A 22,651-nucleotide genomic window follows, 5' to 3' on the forward strand; every position below is an offset into this window, starting at 1 on the left:
TCGATAAACGGAAACTCGACGGGATGTTCCGGCGTGGGTGAGGGAGCCGGGTCGGGATCTAAAAATAACCCCTATGAACCGCCCTTTTTTAAATACCGTAGAACCTGACGGCGATATCGGCAGAATGCCGTATCATAATGGATTTATTCTTCGAGGATCAGAATGGCATACGTCAGCGGGTGACTCCCCGCTGAAGACAACAGGAATGAGCTATGTGACACTACTCCAGCAGATCCGCCTCTGGATGAAAACCAGGGACGGAGGGAAGCAGTATCACGATCGTGAGAACGATTCAATCATCGAATCGTACTTTGACATATCCCCTGAAGCGGCTCTCTCCCCGGAGACCACTGAGGTCTCCCTGGAAGAGGACGGGTGACAGGGAGCCTCCCAAAAACGCCCTACCAGATAGATCGCCTCTCAACCCCCTATTTTTCTGCTACCCCGCCTGTCTGGATTGCCGGAGTGCTCCAGGGTCTTGAATAATCCCATACTTCCCGGCTTTGCGTGCGACCAGAACGCCGTCTGCACCCCAGGTTGCCTCACATGGAAGTCTGTGGGGGTTATTGGGGCGACCAAACCCCTGGTGAAGAACAAGCCAGGCAGCCGGGGATAGCGCCTTCCTGCACCGATCTTCGGAAAGGTATATCTGGATGAATGGTGTCCGGGTACCATATGCGCATGCGGGAGAAGACCCTGGCGACTCTGCTCATTCTATCGCTCGTCATGAACGTCTTCCTCCTGGTCGTCGCCCTTGTCCCGGGAGAGGATCCGGCCCGGATTCTTTCCCAATCTCCGACAGATGATGTATGCCCGGTCACGACCCCGGCTCCTCTCCCGACAGAGAAGGAAGCGGGGGCCGGAGGTACGGCGTCGATGCAGGCGCCGGTCATCCTCCAGAAGATCGAGGCCGGCCGGGGCGGTCCTTTTTCCCCGGACAGGGTGACCGAGGAGGGCGCGATGGTGGACATCTCAGCCGAGGTCGTGCCCGGACGGGGCCGGGTGCTCGTCCAGACAACGCCCCTGATGGGGGTGGTCTTCCAGGACGCTGCGAACCAGGCAGTCGCTGTCGCGCAGAACCACTCCCACGTGAACCTCTCGACAAGCGACATCATCTTCAGCATCCAGGGGCCGGAAGAGGTCTCCGAGATCGACGGCCCCAGCGCGGGGGCGCTGATGACAACGCTGCTCCTCTCGGTGCTGGAGGGGTTTTCGCTCAACGAGAACGTGACTGTGACCGGAACCATCAATGAGAACGGGGAGATCGGCCCGGTCGGGGGAATCCTCGTGAAGGCCGAGGCCGCTGCAGCGAGCGGAAAGACGCTCCTGCTCCTCTCAGAGAAGAACAACCAGGTGTTTGAGTACCGCGAGGAGACCCGAACGCTCGGCGGGCTGAGTATAGCAAGGCAGCGGCCTGTTGCTGTGGACGCAAAAGAGTACATCGAGGAGAACTACGGCATCAGAGTGGAGTACGTGGACTCCATAGACGGCCTGCTCGCCGATGTCCGCCTGCCCGCGGAGACCCCGGTCACCGCGGTTGCCTGATGGTGACGGGGACACACGGCCATGGCCGTGGCGGGTGACCTCCCCCGGCGGACCCGGGGCTCCGTATGACATTGGTTGAAAAAAGATTGTTAGAGACTCTCTGGATTAATTTCTCCACCGAGATCTAGTTTCTTTGTCTTCCAGGTACCCTGCCTGTAGAAGAACAGATCGCACAGGAACACCACTACTGTGCCGCAGACTACCGCGAACCAGATGGACTGCAGTGGCAGGTCCATCGCCACAAAGATCGCCGCAAGACCCACCTGCACGATCAATTGTCCCGTGATCGCCGCGTACATGCCGGGTCTCGTCATCCCCGCACCATTCATCGCAAATCCCATCGTCATCGCCATAGCTATCACAAAATACGACATGGGGATTATCCGCATAAACAGGATGCCGCCTGCAAGCGACTCTCCTGTCGCGCCGAAGAACGCCAGGAGGTGCTTCGCAAACAGCAGGTACAGGATACCTACAACCGCCATAAATGACGCATTCACGATCATCGCAATCCTGACCACTTTCTCCGCCCTCGCTACTTTTCCCGCTCCCAGGTTCTGCCCGACCATCACCGCGACTCCCGTGCAAACCCCCATCACGAACACCAGGCCCAACATATCCAGGCGCTGGCAGATACCGTATGCTGCCACCGCTGCCGTGCCGTACAGTGCTACGATCGCTGTCATCCCCAGGAACGCAAAACTCCTGACCCCGCTCTGTACCGCCGATGGTATCATGACCTTCATGATATCCTTAATTAGCCGCGGTTCAAACACCCATTCCTTCGGGAATCTGACCGGTCCGTTCTTCCTGGACGGCAGGAGATACATCACCCCGATCAGAAGCAGCACGCCGGTCGTACGCGACGCAAGGGACGCATATGCAGATCCGGCTATTCCGAATGCCGGGAAACCGCCAAGGCCCATGATCAGTGTTGGGTTCAGGATAATGTTTACGATATTCACTACGATCATCACAAACATCGGTGTCCTGGAATCCCCCGTGCTCTGGAAGACGGTTGTCAGGATCATCAGAGTGACGAACACAAACATTCCTATCAGCATCGGGGAGAGAAAGCGTGCCCCTACCATTGCAACCTCGGGGTCAGCTCCCAGGAGCAGGAGGAGGTCCTGCGACCAGAACATACCGATGACCGCAAGAACCACCGAGAAGGCGAGTGCCAAATAAAGCGAATGCGAAAGGATCACCGGGATGCGATCAAACCGCTCTGATCCGTACGCTCGCGATACAAACGCAGCAGTTGCCGTCACGGTCCCGAAGATCACGGTGGTAAGCACTATTATGATGGATATGCTCATCGCTCCGCCGGCGATCGGGATATCACCAAGCTTGCCGATGAAGTACATATCCACCACCTCCAGGATACTCGCGAGGAAGTTACTGATAATGATCGGGAGTGCCACTATCCAGAGGCCTTTTCCGACTGATCCCTCGGTGAGGAAGTTATTCGAATACTGCATCGTCAAGTTATCACGTATTATATGAGGTGATAGGCGATAAAGTTTGACTGCCCATTTAAAGCTCAATCCTCCAATAAAAACAAAAATAAGACCAATTCCGCCTCAATTCGGGCCATTGGGAACACCCGGGCGGGGGAGATGTTCAGCAGGATCGGGAAGAAACCGGGGCCGCTCACGCCCCCGCCCGGCAGAGGTCCCGCATCGCCCTGAGCACATAGAGGGTCTCGTCCTCAAGCGGCTCTGAATCGACGATGAACGAGACGAACCCCTGACCGGCAAAGAGTTCCCGCACCGCGTCAGGCCCGGTCAGGGACGAGACGAGCAGCAGGACCCGCCCGAACGGCGCGAGCACCCGTCCAACGTCCGCGACGAACCGCTCAATCACCGCCCTCCCCGTGGGACCGCCATCGAGGGCGTACTCCAGCCAGTCGTCGATCCGCTCTTCGGGAAGTGTCGGCAGGTAAGGGGGGTTAAAGAGGACAAGGTCGAAGGGGCCCGACAACCCCGCAAAGAGATCGGTTCGGACCGTCGCTACGCCGCGGGCACGGGCGGACTCCACCGCGTGGGGGTTGATGTCGGTCGCGACCACACTCGCCGCCCGGCCCAGAACGGAGGCCGCAACGTAGCCGCTCCCGGTCCCGACCTCAAGCACCCGGTCGGGCGGCCGGATCTCCCGGAGCGCCGCACGAAGAAGGAGATGCGAATCCTCGGCAGGAGGATAGACCTGGTCCGGGGCCGCGTCAGCCTCTTGCCGGCAGTTCGTCATGCAGGCACCCGCTCATCCGGTTTGCTATCAGCGCAAACTCCTCAAGCGACAGGTCTTCGGGCCGCAGCTGCAGGAGGTCGTCAGGCAGGCCCGCGATCGCCCGCTCGATCGCTTCAGGCGCAAACGTATCCTTGCCGCTCCGGAGCGCCTTCCTGACAGTCTTCCTCCGGTAGGAGAAGAGCACCCTGACCACATCCGCGTAGACCCGCCGGTCCGCAAGCGGATACGGCGGTTCGTGCGGCGTGATCCTGACCACCCAGGAGCGGACCTGGGGTTTTGGGCGGAAAGAGTTCGGCGAGAGTTCAAGCAGCGGTTTTACCGAGGCATAGGTCTGCACCATCACCGAGAGCCGCCCGACGCCGGGCTTCCCGGGCCGCGCTATCATCCGCCGCGCAAACTCCTTCTGATACATCAGGACCGCGACCTCAAACCCGGACTCAAGCAGCCGGAACGTGATCTTTGAAGAGGCGGAGTAGGGGAGGTTTGCGACGACGATATCAAACGGCGGGAAGTCCACCTTCGTCGCATCGCCTGGAACCAGCTGAAGACGCCCTTCCGCAATCTCGTCGGCAAACAGGAACTCAAGTTCTTCCACAAGAGCCGGATCGACCTCTACCGCAACGACTGTCGCACCCCGGCCGAGGAGAGCGCGGGTGAGGACCCCTTCACCGGGCCCGATCTCGAGCACCCTCCGGCCGGAAACATCAACAAAACCGGCGATCTTCTCGACGGCCCTCTGGTCGACGAGAAAGTGCTGATCCTTCGGAGCACTCATTTCAGTGTAAAGATATGGTACTTCTCGTTCGGGTCCTCGATCTCGCGCAGAACCCGGCTGATGATCATACGTTCCGGGTGCGGTATCGACTTGATCCGCCGGGAGATGTCCTCAAAACTTTCAAATGGCTTCCTCTCCCGCTGCTCGATCACTTCCCACATCAGTTTCTTCCCGATGCCGGGAAGCAGATGGAGCATATGGAACTTCGGCGTGATCGGGAGAGACTTATTGAAGAAGTCGACGAACCGCCTCTCGTTCTCAAGGACGATCTGCTCGACCACAAACGGGAGTTCCAGTTTTGCCGTCGCCGTCAGGTCATCGTAGCTGATCCGCCGCTTGACCCGTTCGATCGTATCCCGCTCCCCATCACCGATGTAGACGCGGTCATGGATCTGGATATCGGCACCCGCCTTCGGGATGAGCTCAAGCAACTTGAACTGGTCAACCCCCACGGCGAGCACAACCGGTTCACGCTTATAAACCGGACGCGGATCATTCGCATACCCCATAGGGAGTATATCGATGATTACCGCGTTCTCCTCTTTCTTCTCGGTCTTCATAGACACCACCCCAACTGTTAGAAGTGGGTCATTACCAGATCAAGGATCTCGTCGAGCTCTTCCGTCGTGAGGTTAAATCGTTCTTTGGCATAAATTGCTCGCAGTTCGTCCCGGGTCCGCGGCATCAGGTTCGCGATGCGGTAGGCGATGTCCTCCTTCATCTTCTCAAGCTTCATGAGCTCATCGACCAGGTCGCGGGCCTTCTCAGCGGACGTCTTTGCGAGATGATTGGCATGCTCGATGCTCTTACGAAGTTCGTAGGACATCTCTTCTCCAGATTCGAGCCGGGAGGCTTCCACGGTGAGGAGAGTATCACGCAGTTCGGGAAGCAGTATCCGCTCTTCGCTAACGATCCGTTTTACCTTCATGCCAATCACTACTGTTGAGGATTATACTCTCTGCGCTCTTAGATGTTGCGGTCTCGCGATAACCTGCTTTACCGCATCTCCATCCCTGATCTCGAGTATCCATGCGCGTCCGCGCTGCCCGATGACCGTCCCCGTCTTCCCGTGGAATCTCCGGTGGGGCATGCCTTTCTGGACACTCGGTTCGACCACGACGTGAACCCTCTGCCCGATCTCGAACTCCTGAATCACCGAGGATACCGGGGGGATACCGCGTCTTCGGAGGTCCTTCTTGAACTTATACCGCGTCTTCTTGCGTGGTCCATTGTGATGTGCCATAAGATTTACTCACCTTTGCTCGTTCGTTGTTCTGACCTGCACCACATCGAGGCTGACAACACTTGCGGTGCGCCCCAGGATCTGGGCAAGGCTGGGCTGGGTTCGGCCGCCATCACCAGATACCAGTTCCTTGATGTAGAGGCCTGCTTCACCGACGACTTCGACCCAGTATCGGTCGTCCTGTGTGCCAGTACACTGGATATCGATGACCTGCCGTTCCCGAACTCTATCTGCCCGCCGGTGTGACACCCGTGTAGGGGTGCGCTGTCGTATCGTTACACCTTTTAGCTGATCGAGGGCCGTCCTGAACTCATCTGACGTTACAGGACCGTCGATCTCGACCAGGATCCTGTATTTTTTATGCGCTTTGTCGGATTTAAGGCTTTGCACCATCTTCCGGTCCGCCCACCCGGTCAGGTGGACCGCCACCCTGCCTTCAGCGCTCCGGTTGATCTCCGCTTCAAGCGCCGCGAGGTCCACCGACCGCTTCCGCGGCGTCTCGACCTCCATAACAAAGGGGCGGCCCGACCCGAGCATCCGGGCATCGATATCCTCCCGGCCGGCACCGTGGAGGACGGCGCCTTCGGCGTCGAAGGCCTCGACCACCGGCCGGCCGATCAGCTCCTCAACCGAGTCTGCGTACTGCTTTCCGGTGAAGTTGCAACGCTCGCACCCGGCCCCCCTGCAGGCCCGGCAGTCCCAGTGGGTCTGCGGGATCCCACGCTCGTACTTCAGGTAACGGCCGGCAAAGAAGACAGGGTTGACCTGTATCTCGACGGTCTCGTTCGCAAGGTCGAGGATCGCCACGACGTCGGGTTTCTGGAGGTCGGCCACCTTCCCGGAGAGTTCCGAGACAGCCTTCCCCACCTCCCGGTTCATCTCAGCCTTCAGGGGTTCGGGGTCACGCAGGGAGAGATCGCTCCAGACCATCTCCTCGCTCTCCGCCATCAGCGGCGGCACCCGTGTCCCGATAAGGAACGTCTCAAACTCGATTCCCTGCATCGCTTCCACGACCCTTGCGGCCCAGGCATCGGTGCGGGAGAGTTCGCCGCCGCAGATCCAGCAGGACTCCGGTGCCGGTTCCTGATGCGGTTCGTTCGCCGTGATCTCGTGCGCGATCCGCAGCGCCCTCCCTCGTTCTTCGTTCGTCAGCCCAAACGACCGTCTGCCGAAGAACCGCCCGAGGCAATGGTTGCAGGTATCGCCGTATCCAAGGATTGCTTCTACCTCTTCGATGATATCCATCCAGATTCCCTCCGGTCCATCTCGTTTAAGAGGACAGTGATAGTGTGATCGGCATGCAGCGACAACGGCCCCACCGAGTAGCGGTCCCGCCCCTCAAGCATCTCCTGCTCCTCCGGAGTGAAGTTCCGGTGGTCGGAGAGGAGATAGGCCTCAGGCAGCACCGGAACGCCCCTGATATCCTCCCCCGCCTCATCGAGGACCGCAAACGGGATCTCGGAGAGGATCCGCGAGAGTCCCCCACGGCGGACGTAGACCCCGGGGGTCGACTCCCGGAAAGAGTCCCCACAGGGGATCGAGAGCGCCTTCTTGATCAGGGCGGCACTGCTCCGCTCGTCGGGCGAGAGGTAACGGACAGCGCTCCCCCGGAAGAGGACGGTCTTCTCCGGGTCTGGTTCGCCGCGGAGGATGAGGTAACACTCGACGTCGCGCCGGAGGTCGTGGGAGAGGAAGAGCGAGGAGTTGATGCAGCGGCAGAGGATATCCATCCTCCCGGCGCTTCCCGGGAGATCGTTGAGGCTGAAGGTGCCGCTCGTTGCGGCAAGGTGGCCCACGACGACAAACCGTTTCATCTTACGGGGTCCTGCCGAACTTCTTCATCATGCGCTGCATGTTGAACTTGCCGCCGCCCATGCCCCGCATGCCTTTTAAGGCACGCTGCATGATCTTGTAGTACTTGATGAGGTCCCGGACGTCTTCAGGCGCCACCCCGGCACCCCGGGCGATACGCTGGACCCGGGAACTCCCGATGACCGCGGGGTCATCGAGTTCCGAAGGCGTCATCGAGTCCATGATCACTTTATAGCGCGCCATCTTGGTGCTGGTGATATCGTAGGCGTCGTCCGGGATCTGCATGCCGCCGAGGGGGAGCATGCTCATGATCTGCTTTAAGGGCCCCATCTTGTTCAACGCCTCAAGCTGCTTGTACATATCCCGGAGCGTGAACTTGCCCTTGAGCATGGCGTTGACATCGATATCCTCGGCCGAGACCGCTTCTTCCGCCCGCTCGACGAGCGCTTTTAAGTCGCCCATCCCGAGCAGCCGGGATATGAACCCGTCCGGGTTGAACCGCTCAAGGTCCTCGATCGTCTCACCGCTCCCGATGAAGACAATCCCGCTCTGCGTCTCAGCGACGGCCGAGAGGGCACCGCCGCCTCTCGCGGTGCCGTCCATCTTGGTGACGAGGACGCCGTCGATCCCGATAGCCTCATGGAACCGGCGGGCCTGCTCGCTCGCCTGCTGCCCAAGCGCCGCATCGATCACGAGCCACCGGTGGTCGGCGTGCGATATCTCGTTGATGTTGATGATCTCCTCGATCAGGTGCTCCTCAAGGGCGTGCCGCCCCTGGGTGTCGATGATGATCACTTCGTAGAGCTTGCGGAACCGGGGCAGCCCTTCCCTGACAATCTTCAAGGCGTCAGGCTCTTTTGGATCGCCAAAACAGGGGACGCTGATCCGGTCGCAGAGGGTCTTTAACTGATCATACGCACCCGGCCGGAAGGTATCGGCGCAGATCACCCCGACCCTGAGTCCCTTCCGCTGGAAGAAGCGGGCGAGTTTCGCGGTCGTCGTGGTCTTCCCGCTCCCCTGCAGGCCAGCCATCAGGATCGTCTGGGGCCCGAGCGTCACCGCTCCCGGCGTCCCCATCAGGCGGACGAGTTCCTGGTAGACGATCCGCAGGACGTGCTCGCGCGCGCCCATCCCTTTTGGGGGCTCCTCGTCGAGGGCACGCTGCTTGATCGCCTGCGACAGCTGCATCACGAGTTTGACGTTGACGTCTGCCTGCAGAAGCGCCCGCTGCAGGTCGCGCACCAGTTCATCGACCGCCGCCCGGTCAATCACCGTCTTGCCGGCGAGTTTCTTAACCGCGTCTTTGAGTGACGCACCAAGGTTATCGAGCATCAGGCCTCATCCCCCAGCAGTTCATCCACCACAACGCGGGGCGAGAACGGCAGGATATCGTCGTACCCCTGCCCGGTCCCGAGGAAGAGAATCGGTTTTCCGACGGTATGCGCAATCGATATGGCAGCGCCGCCTTTGGGATCCATATCAGCCTTCGTCAGGACGACCGCGTCGGTGCCGACCGCGCGGTTGAACTCGTCGGCCCTGATGACCGCATCGTTCCCTGCCACCGCCTCATCGACGTAGACGACGAGGTCCGGCTTCATGACCCGCCGGATCTTCTCAAGCTGGTTCATGAGGTTTGCCCGGTTATGGAACCGCCCGGCGGTATCGGCGAGGACAACATCGATGTTGTGCGCTCTTGCGTACTGGACCGTATCAAAAAGGACCGCGGAGGGATCGGCGCCCGCCTGGTGCTGGATCACCTTGATCCCGAGACGGTCGGCATGGGTTCTGATCTGCTCGATCGCCCCCGCACGGAAGGTATCTCCTGCGCCGATCACGACCGAGAAACCGTTCTTCTGGAGGTAATGACCGACCTTTGCAACAGTCGTCGTCTTCCCGGTCCCGTTCACGCCGGTGAAGAGGATCCTCACGGGCCGCTCGTTCTCCCTGACATAGTCGAGGAGGTCGAGGCCGTCGCCCAGCACCCCGCAGAGCGCCGACCGGAGGGTGGATGCGACCAGTTCGTCGACCGAAGTGCCGATCTTCTTGTGCCGGCCCACAAGGTCTTTGCGCATCCGGGCGATGATCTCGTCAGTGACCGGGAGTGCGACGTCGTTTTCGAGGAGGACCATCTCGAGTTCAAAAAGAGGCTCCTCGATATCCTTCTCCTCAAGGAGGACCTCACGGTCCCGGACAAGAACTCTCAGCTTGTTGAGGAACGTAGGCTCATCCCGCCCCTCCCGGGCCGTTTCCTCCTCTGGAGGGGGCGGGACTAAAGAGGGTTCCGGCTCCGGCAGTTGCTCCGCTGCCGGTGGAGCCGGTTCGGCTCCGGCAGCCTCCTCGATATTCGAGGTGAATTTAGTCCTTATATTCTGAAGTTTTTTCTTTAAGGAATCAAACATCAGGATCCGCTCTGGCCTGCCTGGGCCTGTCGGGCCACCTGGTAGGCAGCTTCGAGGCGCCGCGAGATCTGCGTTGCCTGTCCCTGCAACTGCTCGATGGAGCCTGCGACCTTCTTGCCCAGCGCTTCAAGTTCTGTTATCCGATCCTCGAGATACTCCACCGCATCGGCGCTGGCCCGTTCGACAGAGACGTCGGCCCCGAGGTTCACCAGAACATGTCCGCGATCGAGCACCTTCACCCTGAGGAGAGCGCCGCCCCCGATGGGAAGAAGGACGATCCCGTCCTCATTCTCCTGGATAGCCCTGATGGACTCGATTGCGGCAGCGGATTCAAGGCGCTGCTGCTCGATCATCCCGAGTTGTTGCGTCAGGATCTCTATCTGCTGCCCGTACTCGTTCAAGTACATCTGGAGGGTCTGTATCTCGCGAGGATCTACCTGCTCCACGTTATTCACCAGCTACTACGTTAACCGACTCGATGGTGATATAACTTCTCTTCAGGCGGTGTTTGCTCCCGATATCCGCGAAAACCCGCTCTTTTGCCTGGTTCTCGTTCGGGGCCGCGACTACCTTCCGGTAGGGTTTCCACTCGTTCTTGATCATACACGCGCCCACAACTTCAAACGTCTGGTTCTCCATGACTCACTCACTCCAAAAACCCAAAGACTTCTTCTATTCGTCCCAGCTCAAACCCGCTCGTGAAGGACCCTGCAATGTATCCCTTGCTGTTCGCAAGGACTCCGGTGCCGACGAGGCCGCTGCCCATGTTCACCGAACCAAGGCCGATAGGAAGGTCGACGACCCGTTCAAGGGTGGCGACCTCCGTCTCGTTGGCCCGCGGATGGACAAGGATCCCCCTGTTCGTTGCGTATCCGGCCATGCCGACGGTCTTGATGCCTCCAAGCGAGAGCCTGACCACCGGCACCGAGAGGAACGACCCGATCTCTTCAGCGACGTCGATCTCCATATCGGGATGGACAGCGGCGACATAGTCGTTGGCGAGGATGACGTTGCCTGCCGCGTTCATGGACCCCTCAAACAGGAGAACATCCCGGTACTCCTCGAGGGCAGCCACCTCGTCGGCGGCGGCAAGACCGCTGACGACCAGGCCCTGACTGTTTCCCGCAACAAGCGAACCGATGATGGCGCTTCCCTGGATGGAGGTGACCACGATCTCGACATCGAGCTCCTCCGCGAGAGCGTCGGTGAATTCCCGGGGAGCCCCGGGGTACACGATCGCCACGTCCTCAAAGACGCGGGCGTACACACCGATGTTTGGATCACCGGAAAGATCGATCGTCCCTGTCATTTCACTCCTCAGCGAGCTCGGCCTGGACCTGCCCGTCCTCGAACTTCATCGCGCGGACGCGAATCTTTCGCGGGGGCTTTCCACTGCCGTTCTCCCAGACCTTCTCATTGATGCTTCGGTCCAGTTTGACGTCCTCGCTCTTCATGTGCCGTTCGAGAAACGCCCTGATATCCTTGATAGCAGTGTTACCCCGCTTCCACCGGGGCGCACGCTTCACCTCACGGAGAGGTATGATATAGATATGCTCCTTTAATGCCTCTGCCATAACCCTACACCTTTAAGGTACTCCGTCTCCAGTTGCGCCGTTTCGGATGCGACGCAACCGCACGTTTGGTCCTGATCATCACCCATGCCGGCACGCGGCGGTTCTGCTCGCATGCCTTTGCCAGCCGGATCTTCCGGCCCTTCACTACCTTGCTCATAACTCACTCTCGCAATATTTCAGGTCTCCTTCCTGCCGACCACCAGCGACTGCAGGTGGTTGGGAGGGAAGAACGATGCCGGATCGATACCGCGGGCACAGATAGCCCCCCGGATCTCCTGCTCGTAGTCGCCGTTCCCGATACTGCCTGTCTCCCCGTACTGCACCACAAGCAGCCTTCCTGCAAGGCGCTCCACCTCCGGTTTTCCGTAGCCAAGCAGCGGCCTGACATACGAGCAACCGGTGGTTGTCTCCAGGTGCTGCACCTCGGACCGCTCGAGCCTGGGGACACGGTCGTCCCGGCGGGTGCCGTCACCGACAACCGCGTACTCAGCCGCGAGGGTCTCGACAGCCGCCCGGTGGATCATGCTGATCGCGTCGTTTGGATAACCACACGACAGAAGCAGGTCGACGGCCTCCTCAAGGAGGTCATTCCCGAGCACCCTTATGCGGAGGGGGAGGTTCAGGGCGGCCGCCGCGGCCTGCACCGCCGGAACCTTCCGGTTGGGGTCGAAGACACAGGTATTCAACTCCACGCCGTAATCACGCGCAAGCAGGATCGCCGCCAGCGCGCTGTCTTTCCCTCCCGAGAAGAGCACACCTGCTTCCATTATTTCCGTGTAATCCTGAACTCTTTCTTTGACGGCGTCAACTGCACAAGCAGGCTCTTGAGCTGGTCGTCGGTGATCCGTTGCCGGATCCTCCCGCCCTGGGCCAGCATCACAAGCTGCTGCTCAACCGCTTTCGCAAACTCCGGCCGGGTCAACTTGATGGTATTGAGCCTCTCCCTCGCTTCAGGCTCGAGGATCTCCATGAGCGCGAGGCGGATCTGTGATTCGATCTGCTGCTGGCGCAAAGCCTCTTCTTCCACAGTCTGCTGGTCCATCGCCTGCCGCTGCAGCTGTTCCATCCTCCGGCGGCGGATTTCCGCGAGTTCGTCATCTACCATCAGTCATACCTCCATTAGATTAGTATTTCGCAAGTCCCGGTGCAGTCCCGGCGGCCTCGGCCTTCAGGCCGTGCGCGACGTTGTCGAGGAACGACCTGCCGGCCGCAGTGACCGTGCGTCCCTCACTGGTGTGGGAGACGTATCCGGCCGCCTCGAGCTGTTGAAGAACCTTCCTGATGATCGAACCGCTTCCCCGCCGGAACTGCCCCGGGGCCGAACCCCGGTTACGCTTGCCGCCGTAGATTGAGCGCATCTTCTGGGTTCCGACCGGACCGTCGATATAGACACGCCGGAAGACCGACGCCGCACGCACGTACCACCAGTCGTCATTCTCGGGAGGCATCTCTTTGTGTACCCCCGTCTTCGCAAAAGCGGCCCAGTCCGGGGGCTGAATCTGCGGGTTTTTCTTGAGTTCTTCTGCCACCTGCCGGATAAGGATATCGGCGGGGATGTCATATACAGTCGTCATAGATGAACCTCACTATCGCTAACAGTCTTTACATATTCGTCCAGTGATGTTTTATATATTTCGAGAATCCCGGCCGGGCGATCGGCTCCGCCGCTCCGCGAGGACGAGTGTCCGCCCCCGGACCTCCAGGAGGTCAGCACCGGCCGATGCCGCTATACTCTCAGGATCGACCTCCGTATTCCGGAGCCACCTGACCTTGACGATCTTACGGCTCTTGAGCTGGCGCCGGATCTCATCGATCATGACGCCCGTTGCACCCCGCTTCCCGATCCAGATGGTGGGCTTGAGGTCCTGGAACGATTCTCTCCTCACGGTTGCGGCCTCCCGACCGGGTACCGTGACCGGTGCCCGCAGGCAAGGCAGGTGACGATCACACACCCCCGGTGGATCCTGACCCGCGCGTTCGACCCCGGGACCAGGTAGGTGTTGCACCGGCGGCAGAACTGGCGCCTCAGGTGCCGGTCTATCCGTATCCGGTGACGCATGCCGATCTTTCGTGCCAATTCCACACAGCGGTTGCTCCATACAGGGTTTTCAGGGTAGAACTCCGCAGCACGCGCGAAGAGGATCTCGATCCTCTCCCGTGCAAGCCTCCGGGAGCCTGATTTTCGTGTTGTATCTGCCATGGTGCGATCCGTTCCATCGAGATAGTAGGTCTTGAGATTGGAGGCGGAAGAGTATAAGATTTTGATGTCCGGGGTCAGCGGATCCGCACCCGCCGCCCGGTGACCTCAAGGCGTTCTTCGCAGAAGAGTTTCACGGCGAGCGGGAGGGCTTCGTGTTCCTCGATGAGGATCCGGTCGGCGAGCATTGATTCGTCGTCGCCCGGGAGGACCGGCACGCACCGCTGGACGACGATAGGTCCGGTATCCATCCCTTCATCCACGAGGTGGACGGTGCAGCCCGCGACCTTCACCCCGTACTCGATCGCCTGCCTCTGCGCGTGCAGGCCGGCGAACGCCGGGAGCAGGGCGGGGTGGATGTTCATCATCCGGCCCGAGAACTCGTGCACGATGGCGGATCCGAGGATCCGCATGTAACCGGCGAGGACAAAGAGGTCGGCACGACAGTTCCGCATCGCCGCAAGCAGTGCCTCTTCGTAGGCGGCCTTTGAGGGGAACCGCGCATACTCGACGACCGTCACCGGGATGCCGGCGGCCCTGGCCCGCTCTATTGCGTATGCACCGGGGTTGTCGGTGACGAGGCCGACACAGACCGCCGGGATATCCCCGGCCGCGATGGCGTCGATCACTGCCTGAAAGTTTGATCCTCTCCCCGAGGCGAGCACTGCAATCCTTTTTCTGCAAACAGGTATCTCTGGATCCATGGGTCTTTTCCTCATCCGGACTCCTCCGGCACGACCGGGGGGGTGATGACCAGTTTCACCTTGACAATCCGCCGGCCCTGCATCTGCGTCACCACCAGTTTGATGTTGCTCTCATCGATCCTGGCCACCTCACCACGGCGGGGGATATGTCCCAGCCGGTCGATGACCAGGCCGCCAATGGTCTCATACGAGTCCGTCTCCGGGAGGCTGAGGTTCAGATCCTCGTTGAGGTGTCCCACCCACGCCTGTGCGTCGACCAGATAGACACCCTCCCCGATCTTCTGCACCTCGGGCTCCTCCTCATCGAACTCGTCCATGATCTCGCCCACCAGTTCTTCGAGCATATCCTCGACCGTCACGATACCGGCAAACGATCCGTACTCGTCAAGGACGACCGCCATATGCTGTTTCATCACCTGGAGTTCTTTTAAGAGTTCGTCGATCTTCTTGCTCTCCGGGACAAAACAGGGCTCGTACATCAGGTCTTTGATCGTCACGTCCGTCTGCTGGCGAAAGGCAGCCGCAAAGATGTCCTTGATGTTTAAGAGCCCGACGACGTTATCAATCTGCTCATGGTAGACCGGGATCCGGGAAAAACCGGTCTCGTTGAAGATGGAGAGGGCGTTTTCAAGGGTGCTTGTATCTTCGATCATAACGACGTCGACACGGGGCGTCATCACCTCGCGAACTGTCGTGTCGCCGAAGCGCAGCACCGAGTAGAGCATCTCCCGCTCCTGTTCCTCGATGGTCCCCTCCTCCTCGCCGACGTCGATCCACTCCTTGATCTCCTCTTCTGTGACGACCGGTTCGGTCACCCCCGGCCTGAAGGCGAACTGCTGCTTGATACGGTCTGAGACCCAGAGCACCGGGTAGATCACCTTTGAGAGGTAGAGGATGGGCAGGGCGACGCGGAGCGCCAGTTCCTCGGTGTGCCGGGATGCATACATCTTCGGCCCGATCTCGCCGAAGATCAGCATCAGGATGACCGTAACACCGGTCGCTATCCCGATACCGACGTCGCCGTAGATGCCGATGGCGATAGCGGTCGCGAGTGATGCCGCGGCGATGTTGACGATGTTGTTCCCGATGAGGATGGTGATCAGGACGGTATCGGTCGACCGTTTCAGGATGTCGAGCGCCTTTGCTCCTTTTCGCCCCTGGTTGAGGAGTGCATGGACCTTCGCCCGGGTTATTGATATGAGAGCGACTTCAGAACTTGAGAAGAAGCCCGATAGGAGCAAACAGATGAAAAATAATATGATCTCTATGGTTACTAGGTCTATGATTACCATTTACTCCACGCCGCAGTGAACGGCTGCATCTAATATCTGATTAATTGTTGAGGATATATGAATTATGTTGTGGGCAGAGATTATAAAACCAGCGCTTCAGGAGAATATCGCATCTAACGTATCCAATTCCCGCATCAAGAGCACAATCTTCTCTTCTGAGGAGAGGGAGCCTGGAAAGACCATATCCTCGAGTTCCAGGGTGAGGTAACCGTCGTAGCCCCGGTCGGCAAGTTCCGTAAGTACCCGGATAGCGGAGGGGTCGTCGTGGATGGGGTGGTGGGGCCGCCCGTTCCCGCCGATTGCGCTGACGTGGATGTTTGCCATCCGGTCTATGCAGAGGTCGATGAACCGGATCACTTCGTCGCAGGATGTCATCATGGCGTGCCCCATATCCAGCGTGAACCAGAGCCAGGGCTCCCGTTCGAGCACCTCGGCCGCGTCGTCCGCCATGGAGAGGAGGGCGTTGACCCGCGGTTCCAGGTTCTCGATCGCCACCCGCACCCGCGTCTGTCCTGCGGCCTCCCGGAGCCGGTCGATGTACTCTTCGAACCGCCGGAAGTCGTAGGCGCTCGGGTGGCGTTTTGCCGTCCTTCTCCCGGGATGGACGGTGATCACGTCGGCACCGACCCGGTCCGCCATCCTGACCGCCTCGATGGCGTAGTCGACCGATATCCCGGCGACCTTCGGGTTGATGGAGCAGGGGTTTAAGTCGAGCGACGGTGCGTGAACGGTGATCGGTGAGAGTTCCGGGTGGTCGGCGATACACCGTACAAGGTCGTCCTCAGGGAGGCCGCGAAGCCAGAAGTGCGGCGTCTCGACCCAGAACTCGAGACTGTCAAGCCCGGCCTCGGCGACGTAGTCAAAGATGTAGTCACACGGGTACTCGTGGAAGAACATTGTCGAGACGGCGATTCGACCCATAAGAGTAGTTGATATAAACCATCGGTCTAATAGATTGTGATTGTTATGCGCGGTCCTTCCGGCAGTCCGGACCTCTTCGGGACTCCGATTCTCGGGGTTTCAGAGGTCTCCGGGCTTATCTGCGACCTCCTCGACGACATGCGCCTGCACCAGATCTGGGTGCGGGGGGAGGTGACCAACTATAAGGACCATGCCTCCGGCCACCGCTACTTCTCGCTTTCGGAGCAGAACGGGAGAAGTTCGGCGCTGATCAACTGCGTCATGTGGCGCACCTACGCCTCGGGGCTCGAATTTACGCCGAAGAACGGTATGGACGTCCTCGCCTGGGGAACGGTGGAGGTCTATGAGCCCCACGGCAGGTATCAGTTGATTGTCAGGGAGATGCTCCCGGCAGGCCGCGGCGAGCGCCACCTGATGGTGGAGCGCTGGAAACGGGAACTCGATGCCGAAGGGCTCTTCTCCCCTGAACGAAGACGGCCCCTGCCCGCATTCCCGCACCAGGTCGGTGTGGTCACCTCCCCGACCGGCGCAGCGCTGAAGGATATTCTCTCGGTCATCTCCCGGCGGTATCCGGCCGCGGAAGTGGTCCTCTCACCGACTGCTGTCCAGGGCGAGGGGGCGCATACCGAGATCACGGAGGCGATCCAGCGGGTCGACGGACTCGTGGACGTGATCATCGTCGGCCGCGGTGGCGGGAGTTTCGAAGACCTCTTTCCCTTCAACCACCCGGATGTCGTGCGGGCCGTCGCCCGCTGCAGGACCCCGGTAATCAGCGCCGTCGGGCACGAGGTGGATACCGCGCTCTGCGATTTTGCCGCTGACCTCAGGGCGCCGACGCCGTCAGCGGCTGCGGAACGGGCTGTGCCCGACCGCCGGGAGGTGCTCCGGGACCTCGCCGGATACGAAGAGAGGATGGGGGCGCTCCTCTCCCACCGCATCGATGCCGCGGGGCGTGAGGTTGAGGACCTGCGGGCGCGCATGCATCCCCGGCGGCTCACACGCCGGATCCACGAGCGGATGCAGCGCCTCGCCGAGCACGAGGAACTGCTCAGACGGGCGGCGCTTTCCCGGGTGCAGCGGGAGCGCTCCGCGCTCGCCGAGGTCAGGGCGAGCCTCGCCGGGAAGAACCCGCTCGCCATCCTGAAGAGGGGCTACTGCATCGCCGAGTCGGGCGGGAGGATCGTGAAGAGTGCCGGCGACCTCAGCCCGGGGGAGCATGTGGTGCTGCGGATGAAGGACGGCCGGTGCAGGGCCGTCGTGGAGGATATAACTCATGACAAAGACGTTTGAAGAGATGCTGGAAGAGCTGCGTGGGATTGTCCGGAGATTGGAAGACGGGGATGGAAGCCTTGAAGAGAGTATCGCCATGTACGAGCGCGGCGCTCTCCTTGTGAAGCAGTGCGAAGACCTCCTCGGCGAAGCCGAGATGAAACTCACGGAGCTCGGCCGCGACCAGTGAACCGGTAGAACCCCGGCCTGATGCCGGTCTCGAACCGCCGCACCCGTCCCGGAGCATATATGACGTCGGACGGTGCATTCTCCATCATGGTAGATGAGAAAGCAGGGGCGATAATAACCGTCTTCGTCTTAGGCGTCGTTACAGTCCTGCATCTCCTCGGAGCGATCCCGGCAGGGCTGATTCTGGTCTTCGGGCTCTTCGCGGTCGCGCTCCTCCTTGCAGTTGGGTTGCTGGTGCTTGGAGAGATCCGGGACGGGATGCGGATCACCCGGTGAGCGGTTCCCCCGCACGTGGGGGTAGATCGACCTGCCAAACGCGGGTCAGGTCCCCTCCGGGATCTCGGCCTCGAGCTCGACCACCAGCTCCTCCCCGCGCCGGAGCGCCTCGATGAACTCCCGGGGAAGTGCGGCCGCGACATGGTCGGAGCGGATGCCGACAGTCCGATCCGAGACGAAGTCGCTTCGTCGCCAGACAAGGTCGGCGGGGTGGTCCAGGGTGAACGCCGCGCTTCCTTGTGACCTGACCACAACGGTCTGGCCGCCGGCAACAAGCCTGGTCGTGAGCACCGCCCGGTCATCGCGGAGCAGCGCCCTCAGGCCGGGGTCGAGGTCGGCAGCACCTTTGTCTGCGGCGATGCCGATGATGCAGTCGCCTGATAGCGTCAGTGTCTCGTCTCTTGTTACCTCAAACGTCGTCGGGTGGGTGCCCTGGACCAGCGGGTGCCCCCGTGCCCGCACGATATCCCTCGCCTTCATGCTTAATTAGGAGAGGGATTCCATTGCTATTGAATGATTACTATCGTCTGCCCCGCATGTAAGGAGGAGTGCGAACACCAGGTTCTCCGGGAGGCCGCCGAACTGGTTGTCCAGTGCAGCGAGTGCGGCCGGATCCACCGGGTGCCAAAACCCCCCGAACCCCGTATCCTCACCGTCAAGGCGATCGTGAGCCGGGAGACGGAATCAGAGGTCTGCAGCGTGGAGATGCTCGAAGGTGAGGTCGTGACCCTCGGGGACCATATCGTTGCAGAGTGCGGGGACGAGGCGATCGGGGTCGAGGTCACCGGCATCGAGGCCGGGGAGAAGAGAGTCCGCCGGGCGGAGGCCACAGAGGTGACGACCCTCTGGACCCGGGGGATCGAGCAGGTCGTGGTGAGGGCGTCCGTCCACTCCGGGCGCACGACCATCCCGCTCTACCAGACCGCTGAGGGGGAGGACGAGTTCGTCGTCGGGGAGACCTATACCTTCGGCGGGCGGCGGATCAGGATATCGCATATAAAACTCCGCGACGGCCCGGTCATACGCAAAGAAGGCTGGAAGACGGTGGCCCGCCGGATAAAGAGGATCTACGGCTACCTTGAGGGACGCCCCCGCAGATGGTGATCCTCCCGTCAGGCCGGGACGAGACGGGGAGCGCTGAGGGGCCAGCCCCCGGATTCCCTTGAAGATCAGAGACAAAGACTCTGTTGAAACCCTGTTCCGGTCCTGATGCCTGTCCCCATCCCAATACAGTGGACCGTGGGGAATATCGTCCTATGGGGTGGAGGCCGGGGAGGGGGGCGGGACTCCCCTCCCCGCAGGTGGGTACCGTTAGTACTCTCTCCGAAACCCCCACCCCTCTCGGCCTTCGGCCTCCTCCCCCGGCTCACCCCATACACTGGACCGTGGCGGATAGTGCCCCTGGGGGCGAGCCCCCTCCCCGCACGAGGCGGCACCCGGGAGCGGCCCCGGGATTGTGACTTACCGGAAAGGACAGGTGGCGGCTCACCAGACTACAAACAGAAAAATCGCGAAAGGAGGGGGCGCTGCACCGCGTTATCCGGGCAGGTGACGCCGGATAGCAGCCTCGAGGTCTTCGCGGTGGACGAACCCCTCCATCCGCTCCCTGACCTCATCACCCTCGATGACGAGGGTTGTGGGGGTCACCCGGAGTTTATACTCCTTGATGTACTGCGGGTTCTTCACGGCATCGATCACCGCGATCTCGATCCCGAGGTCCTTCTCGACTTCCTGGAGGACCGGGGCCTGCTCCTCGCACCCCATGCAGCCCTCCTGGAAGAAACTTATCACCTTCACCGTCATATATGGCAGAAAGCGGCGTGACTATAAAAAACCTGTTGGGTGGTTTCGTCACCCGGTTATACCATTGAGCGTGACGTCGGCGCTGCCGTAGCGGTAGGTGATGACCATCGAGTCAGAGGTCTTGGCGGTGACTTTGCCGAACCGCAGTGCCGGCGTTTCAGCGGTATCGTTGCCCACCGGGATATCAGGCGATGTCGTCAGCCCGAGCGGGACCAGGTCGCCCACCTTCCACTCAGTGAAATTAAGACCAAGACCTTCTGCGTCCTCTTCGCTCAGGTTCTTCTCGAGTTTATTCTCCCCATACGCGAAACTGATGGTCTTCGTCTCGCCGGGCCGCATCCCGACGAGTCCCCCGGATATGGAATTGATCTCAAAGCCAAGGAGGGAAAAACCCGAGAACCCAGTGATACTTGGGTACACGACCGGGAGAACGGCAATGTTCTCACCTGAGATCTGTCCGCCGACAGGGATCTCCATGCCCCTCGAGAGGAGGACGGCGTTCCCCTTCTTGTATTCATTCTCCAGGAGACCCTGATCGGTCGTTATGAGGGGGCGCCCGGCTTCATCGCGGATGGTGTAGCCGATCAACGCCGTACTCCCCGCCTGGGCGGCCTGCCCTTTGTTGAACATCGGGGCAAAGTAGGAACCCACCATGGCCACCGCAACAAGCAGGGCGATTCCCACGTAGGCCCATTTCATCCAGGCCTTATCGTCGCTCTTCGAGCCCTTCTGCTGAGTCTTTTTCATCTGGAGTACAATCGTCTTTCGTTAAAATAAAATAGTATTGTTCTGTACTGGACAGCTGCCCCAATACTAATAATTATATATTTAAAACACTACCTTTAGGTTAGCCTCAGTGCCTGGAACGCTCTGGGGCCATTTCATACAATAGGAGCAATGAAGATGGCAAGAATTGAACGAGGGCCATATCGGACAATATGGCAGGATTTTGACGACCTCATGGCCGAGATGGAGAGCAGGTTCCAGTCCATGCTCGGGGGAATCGGCGCACGGGGAGAAGAGCTCAGGGGCCGGGTCGTCCCGGCGGTCCGGGACTTCCGCGTGGATGTCCGTGACCACGAAGACGAAGTGATCGTCGTTGCTGACCTCCCCGGGGTCGAGAAAGAGAACGTCTCAGTCAGGCTCATCGACCCCCGGCACCTGGAGATCACAAGCCGGCGGGCGGGCGAGACCGCGGAGGAGGCTGTGGACTTCTTCATGCGGGAGCGCGTCTACGGCCAGATGAGCCGCACGGTGATGCTCCCCGTCGAGGTAACCGAAGAGGGCGCCACCGCTTCGTTCAAGAACGGTGTCCTCGAGGTCAGGCTGAAGAAATTACCGACCGAGGTAGGGACAACAATCCCCATCGAGTAACCCTTTTTTCCATTCTCCCACCAATTTCAACCGAACAATTCATCATGAGCCAGCGTGACACTATCATGATGGAGAAGAAGCGGGTCAAGGACTACATGACCTACGACGTCGTCACCGTCAACGCCCACGGGACGGTCCGGGACGTCACCGAAGCTATAAAAAAGACACACCATGACGGATTCCCGGTCGTGGATAACGCAAAAGAGGTGGTAGGCTACATCTCGGCACGGGACCTCCTCTTTGCCCATCCGGCAACACCCATAGAGCAGGTGATGTCCCGCCACCTCATCGTCGCCGACCCCGACATGAGCGTGAACGATGCGGCCCGCGTCATATTCCGCTCCGGCATCCAGAAACTCCCGGTCGTCGACGAGGACAATAAACTCATAGGAATCATATCAAACGCCGACGTCATCAGGTCCCAGATCGAGCATGTCTCGCCTGATAAGGTCTTCAAGTTCATCGAGACCCTCAAAAAACTCTACGGAGTCGAGCCGACGTTACGAAGAGGCTCGGTCCCGATCAACGACCTCCTGCCCACCCAGTCTAAGATCTACGAGGACGAACTGGAAGGACGGATGTACGAGATCAAGAAGGGGCTTGCCGAACCCCTCATCGTGGTCAGGCGGCCGGGCCGCTGGATCCTGGTCGACGGACATCACCGGGCGATAGCGGCGAAGAGGCTCGGGATCAAGAACCTCGACGCCTACATCATCGAGGTCAGGGAGAACATCGAACTCGGGATGGAGCGGACGGCACGGACACTGAATCTCCACACGCTCGACGACATCAAGGTGCTCGATTACGCCCGCCATCCCCTTGTCGCGCTGACGCACCGGCTTGTGCGGCACGGTTAGTGGACCATTTCATCTTATTTTGTGGGGTCTGGTGCGGGGATCACCAGCCTCTCGCGGAAAGCCGCGCGGGAGCATTCATGGGGCAGAACGAGAGGCTGCACGCAGGAACGCGACCGATTCCCCGGGCTCGCCCCCTCCCCGCAGAAGCCGGACCCGGGCACGATGGAACAGAAC

Annotated in this window: 34 protein-coding genes; 8 read left to right on the forward strand and 26 right to left on the reverse strand. The window is 60.3% G+C overall.

Going from position 1 to position 22,651, the window contains the following annotated elements; translation table 11 throughout:
• Positions 1-205: 205 nt before the first annotated feature.
• Entirely contained in the window at positions 206-379 is a 174-nt protein-coding gene (locus tag BP858_RS06620; protein ID WP_157203609.1) for a hypothetical protein, read from the forward strand.
• A gap of 296 nt (positions 380-675) precedes the next feature.
• Positions 676-1,545 (forward strand): S16 family serine protease, encoded by an 870-nt coding sequence (locus tag BP858_RS06625; protein WP_238320438.1) that lies wholly within the window; start codon positions 676-678, stop codon positions 1,543-1,545.
• A gap of 89 nt (positions 1,546-1,634) precedes the next feature.
• Here BP858_RS06625 and BP858_RS06630 read toward each other — a convergent pair whose 3' ends face one another.
• The 23 genes from BP858_RS06630 to BP858_RS06740 form a co-directional block, all read right to left on the reverse strand.
• Complete coding sequence (locus tag BP858_RS06630; protein ID WP_014866210.1) at positions 1,635-3,026, reverse strand: MATE family efflux transporter; 1,392 nt, start codon at positions 3,024-3,026, stop codon at positions 1,635-1,637.
• 172 nt (positions 3,027-3,198) lie between these two features.
• Positions 3,199-3,792: a HemK2/MTQ2 family protein methyltransferase gene (locus tag BP858_RS06635; protein WP_062261460.1), complete on the reverse strand. Its 594-nt coding sequence runs from the start codon at positions 3,790-3,792 to the stop codon at positions 3,199-3,201.
• A complete protein-coding gene (gene rsmA / locus BP858_RS06640) occupies positions 3,767-4,567 on the reverse strand; it encodes a 16S rRNA (adenine(1518)-N(6)/adenine(1519)-N(6))-dimethyltransferase RsmA (RefSeq protein ID WP_062261457.1) in 801 nt (266 codons plus the stop codon). The genes BP858_RS06635 and rsmA overlap by 26 nt, the downstream gene beginning before the upstream one ends.
• On the reverse strand, positions 4,564-5,127 hold the full coding sequence (locus BP858_RS06645; protein WP_062261455.1) for a DUF655 domain-containing protein: 564 nt from the start codon (positions 5,125-5,127) through the stop codon (positions 4,564-4,566). The genes rsmA and BP858_RS06645 overlap by 4 nt, the downstream gene beginning before the upstream one ends.
• Positions 5,128-5,144: 17 nt before the next feature.
• Positions 5,145-5,495, reverse strand: coding sequence for an RNA polymerase Rpb4 family protein (locus BP858_RS06650; RefSeq protein ID WP_062261452.1), 351 nt, complete (start codon positions 5,493-5,495; stop codon positions 5,145-5,147).
• A 21-nt stretch (positions 5,496-5,516) separates the two neighbouring features.
• A complete protein-coding gene (locus BP858_RS06655) occupies positions 5,517-5,810 on the reverse strand; it encodes a 50S ribosomal protein L21e (protein WP_014866205.1) in 294 nt (97 codons plus the stop codon).
• Positions 5,811-5,819: 9 nt separating this feature from the next.
• Positions 5,820-7,055, reverse strand: coding sequence for a tRNA pseudouridine(54/55) synthase Pus10 (locus BP858_RS06660; RefSeq protein ID WP_074174805.1), 1,236 nt, complete (start codon positions 7,053-7,055; stop codon positions 5,820-5,822).
• Complete coding sequence (trmY, locus tag BP858_RS06665) at positions 7,034-7,624, reverse strand: tRNA (pseudouridine(54)-N(1))-methyltransferase TrmY (RefSeq protein WP_062261446.1); 591 nt, start codon at positions 7,622-7,624, stop codon at positions 7,034-7,036. Before trmY ends, BP858_RS06660 begins: the two co-directional genes overlap by 22 nt.
• 1 nt (position 7,625) lies before the next feature.
• Positions 7,626-8,954 (reverse strand): signal recognition particle protein Srp54, encoded by a 1,329-nt coding sequence (locus BP858_RS06670; RefSeq protein ID WP_014866202.1) that lies wholly within the window; start codon positions 8,952-8,954, stop codon positions 7,626-7,628.
• Positions 8,954-10,021 carry a signal recognition particle-docking protein FtsY gene (gene ftsY, locus BP858_RS06675; protein ID WP_062261443.1) on the reverse strand — a complete coding sequence of 356 codons (1,068 nt, stop codon included), beginning with the start codon at positions 10,019-10,021 and terminating at the stop codon, positions 8,954-8,956. Before ftsY ends, BP858_RS06670 begins: the two co-directional genes overlap by 1 nt.
• Entirely contained in the window at positions 10,021-10,467 is a 447-nt protein-coding gene (gene pfdA / locus BP858_RS06680; RefSeq protein ID WP_062261440.1) for a prefoldin subunit alpha, read from the reverse strand. The genes ftsY and pfdA overlap by 1 nt, the downstream gene beginning before the upstream one ends.
• Position 10,468: 1 nt before the next feature.
• Positions 10,469-10,660: a 50S ribosomal protein L18Ae gene (gene rpl18a / locus BP858_RS06685; RefSeq protein WP_014866199.1), complete on the reverse strand. Its 192-nt coding sequence runs from the start codon at positions 10,658-10,660 to the stop codon at positions 10,469-10,471.
• Between the two features lie 7 nt (positions 10,661-10,667).
• The gene (locus BP858_RS06690) at positions 10,668-11,330 is read right to left on the reverse strand and encodes a translation initiation factor IF-6 (protein WP_014866198.1); all 663 of its coding nucleotides are present in this window, start codon (positions 11,328-11,330) and stop codon (positions 10,668-10,670) included.
• Between the two features lies 1 nt (position 11,331).
• Positions 11,332-11,595: a 50S ribosomal protein L31e gene (locus BP858_RS06695; protein ID WP_014866197.1), complete on the reverse strand. Its 264-nt coding sequence runs from the start codon at positions 11,593-11,595 to the stop codon at positions 11,332-11,334.
• Between the two features lie 4 nt (positions 11,596-11,599).
• Positions 11,600-11,752, reverse strand: a complete 153-nt coding sequence (locus BP858_RS06700) for a 50S ribosomal protein L39e (RefSeq protein ID WP_014866196.1) — start codon at positions 11,750-11,752, stop codon at positions 11,600-11,602.
• 19 nt (positions 11,753-11,771) lie between these two features.
• Positions 11,772-12,362, reverse strand: coding sequence for an alpha hydrolase (locus BP858_RS06705; RefSeq protein ID WP_014866195.1), 591 nt, complete (start codon positions 12,360-12,362; stop codon positions 11,772-11,774).
• Positions 12,362-12,700, reverse strand: a complete 339-nt coding sequence (locus BP858_RS06710) for a DNA-binding protein (RefSeq protein ID WP_062261437.1) — start codon at positions 12,698-12,700, stop codon at positions 12,362-12,364. The genes BP858_RS06705 and BP858_RS06710 overlap by 1 nt, the downstream gene beginning before the upstream one ends.
• A gap of 19 nt (positions 12,701-12,719) precedes the next feature.
• Entirely contained in the window at positions 12,720-13,169 is a 450-nt protein-coding gene (locus tag BP858_RS06715) for a 30S ribosomal protein S19e (RefSeq protein WP_014866193.1), read from the reverse strand.
• Between the two features lie 51 nt (positions 13,170-13,220).
• Positions 13,221-13,481, reverse strand: coding sequence for a YhbY family RNA-binding protein (locus BP858_RS06720; protein ID WP_062261433.1), 261 nt, complete (start codon positions 13,479-13,481; stop codon positions 13,221-13,223).
• The gene (locus BP858_RS06725) at positions 13,478-13,795 is read right to left on the reverse strand and encodes a ribonuclease P protein component 4 (protein WP_062261430.1); all 318 of its coding nucleotides are present in this window, start codon (positions 13,793-13,795) and stop codon (positions 13,478-13,480) included. Before BP858_RS06725 ends, BP858_RS06720 begins: the two co-directional genes overlap by 4 nt.
• A 74-nt stretch (positions 13,796-13,869) precedes the next feature.
• On the reverse strand, positions 13,870-14,496 hold the full coding sequence (gene purN / locus BP858_RS06730; protein ID WP_062261427.1) for a phosphoribosylglycinamide formyltransferase: 627 nt from the start codon (positions 14,494-14,496) through the stop codon (positions 13,870-13,872).
• Between the two features lie 11 nt (positions 14,497-14,507).
• Positions 14,508-15,788, reverse strand: a complete 1,281-nt coding sequence (locus BP858_RS06735) for a hemolysin family protein (RefSeq protein WP_286879155.1) — start codon at positions 15,786-15,788, stop codon at positions 14,508-14,510.
• Between the two features lie 96 nt (positions 15,789-15,884).
• Positions 15,885-16,709 carry a sugar phosphate isomerase/epimerase family protein gene (locus BP858_RS06740; RefSeq protein ID WP_286879156.1) on the reverse strand — a complete coding sequence of 275 codons (825 nt, stop codon included), beginning with the start codon at positions 16,707-16,709 and terminating at the stop codon, positions 15,885-15,887.
• A gap of 45 nt (positions 16,710-16,754) precedes the next feature.
• Here BP858_RS06740 and xseA point away from each other — a divergent pair, with 45 nt between their 5' ends.
• From xseA to BP858_RS06755, 3 genes are all read left to right on the forward strand, one after another.
• Positions 16,755-17,999: an exodeoxyribonuclease VII large subunit gene (gene xseA / locus BP858_RS06745; RefSeq protein WP_286879157.1), complete on the forward strand. Its 1,245-nt coding sequence runs from the start codon at positions 16,755-16,757 to the stop codon at positions 17,997-17,999.
• Positions 17,983-18,168, forward strand: a complete 186-nt coding sequence (xseB, locus tag BP858_RS06750; protein ID WP_062261416.1) for an exodeoxyribonuclease VII small subunit — start codon at positions 17,983-17,985, stop codon at positions 18,166-18,168. The genes xseA and xseB overlap by 17 nt, the downstream gene beginning before the upstream one ends.
• 86 nt (positions 18,169-18,254) lie before the next feature.
• Positions 18,255-18,443 carry a hypothetical protein gene (locus BP858_RS06755; RefSeq protein ID WP_145916335.1) on the forward strand — a complete coding sequence of 63 codons (189 nt, stop codon included), beginning with the start codon at positions 18,255-18,257 and terminating at the stop codon, positions 18,441-18,443.
• Positions 18,444-18,488: 45 nt separating this feature from the next.
• On the opposite strand, the gene BP858_RS06760 is transcribed toward BP858_RS06755, so the two are convergent.
• The gene (locus tag BP858_RS06760; protein ID WP_214166042.1) at positions 18,489-18,923 is read right to left on the reverse strand and encodes a DUF371 domain-containing protein; all 435 of its coding nucleotides are present in this window, start codon (positions 18,921-18,923) and stop codon (positions 18,489-18,491) included.
• A gap of 33 nt (positions 18,924-18,956) precedes the next feature.
• Here BP858_RS06760 and BP858_RS06765 point away from each other — a divergent pair, with 33 nt between their 5' ends.
• A complete protein-coding gene (locus tag BP858_RS06765) occupies positions 18,957-19,547 on the forward strand; it encodes an HVO_0476 family zinc finger protein (RefSeq protein WP_074174798.1) in 591 nt (196 codons plus the stop codon).
• 432 nt (positions 19,548-19,979) lie between these two features.
• Here the strand turns inward: BP858_RS06765 and BP858_RS06770 are convergent, their stop codons facing one another.
• Both BP858_RS06770 and BP858_RS06775 read right to left on the reverse strand, forming a co-directional pair.
• Entirely contained in the window at positions 19,980-20,246 is a 267-nt protein-coding gene (locus tag BP858_RS06770) for a thioredoxin family protein (protein WP_074174797.1), read from the reverse strand.
• A gap of 48 nt (positions 20,247-20,294) precedes the next feature.
• Positions 20,295-20,993 (reverse strand): hypothetical protein, encoded by a 699-nt coding sequence (locus tag BP858_RS06775; RefSeq protein WP_074174796.1) that lies wholly within the window; start codon positions 20,991-20,993, stop codon positions 20,295-20,297.
• A 156-nt stretch (positions 20,994-21,149) separates the two neighbouring features.
• On the opposite strand from BP858_RS06775, the gene BP858_RS06780 reads away from it, so the two are divergent.
• Together BP858_RS06780 and BP858_RS06785 are read left to right on the forward strand one after the other, a co-directional pair.
• Entirely contained in the window at positions 21,150-21,620 is a 471-nt protein-coding gene (locus BP858_RS06780; RefSeq protein ID WP_074176077.1) for an Hsp20/alpha crystallin family protein, read from the forward strand.
• Positions 21,621-21,688: 68 nt separating this feature from the next.
• Complete coding sequence (locus BP858_RS06785; RefSeq protein WP_048104985.1) at positions 21,689-22,477, forward strand: CBS domain-containing ParB/RepB/Spo0J family partition protein; 789 nt, start codon at positions 21,689-21,691, stop codon at positions 22,475-22,477.
• Positions 22,478-22,651: the final 174 nt, after the last annotated feature.

The sequence above is a fragment of the Methanoculleus sp. UBA413 genome (assembly GCF_002502935.1).
GTDB lineage: Archaea > Halobacteriota > Methanomicrobia > Methanomicrobiales > Methanoculleaceae > Methanoculleus > Methanoculleus bourgensis.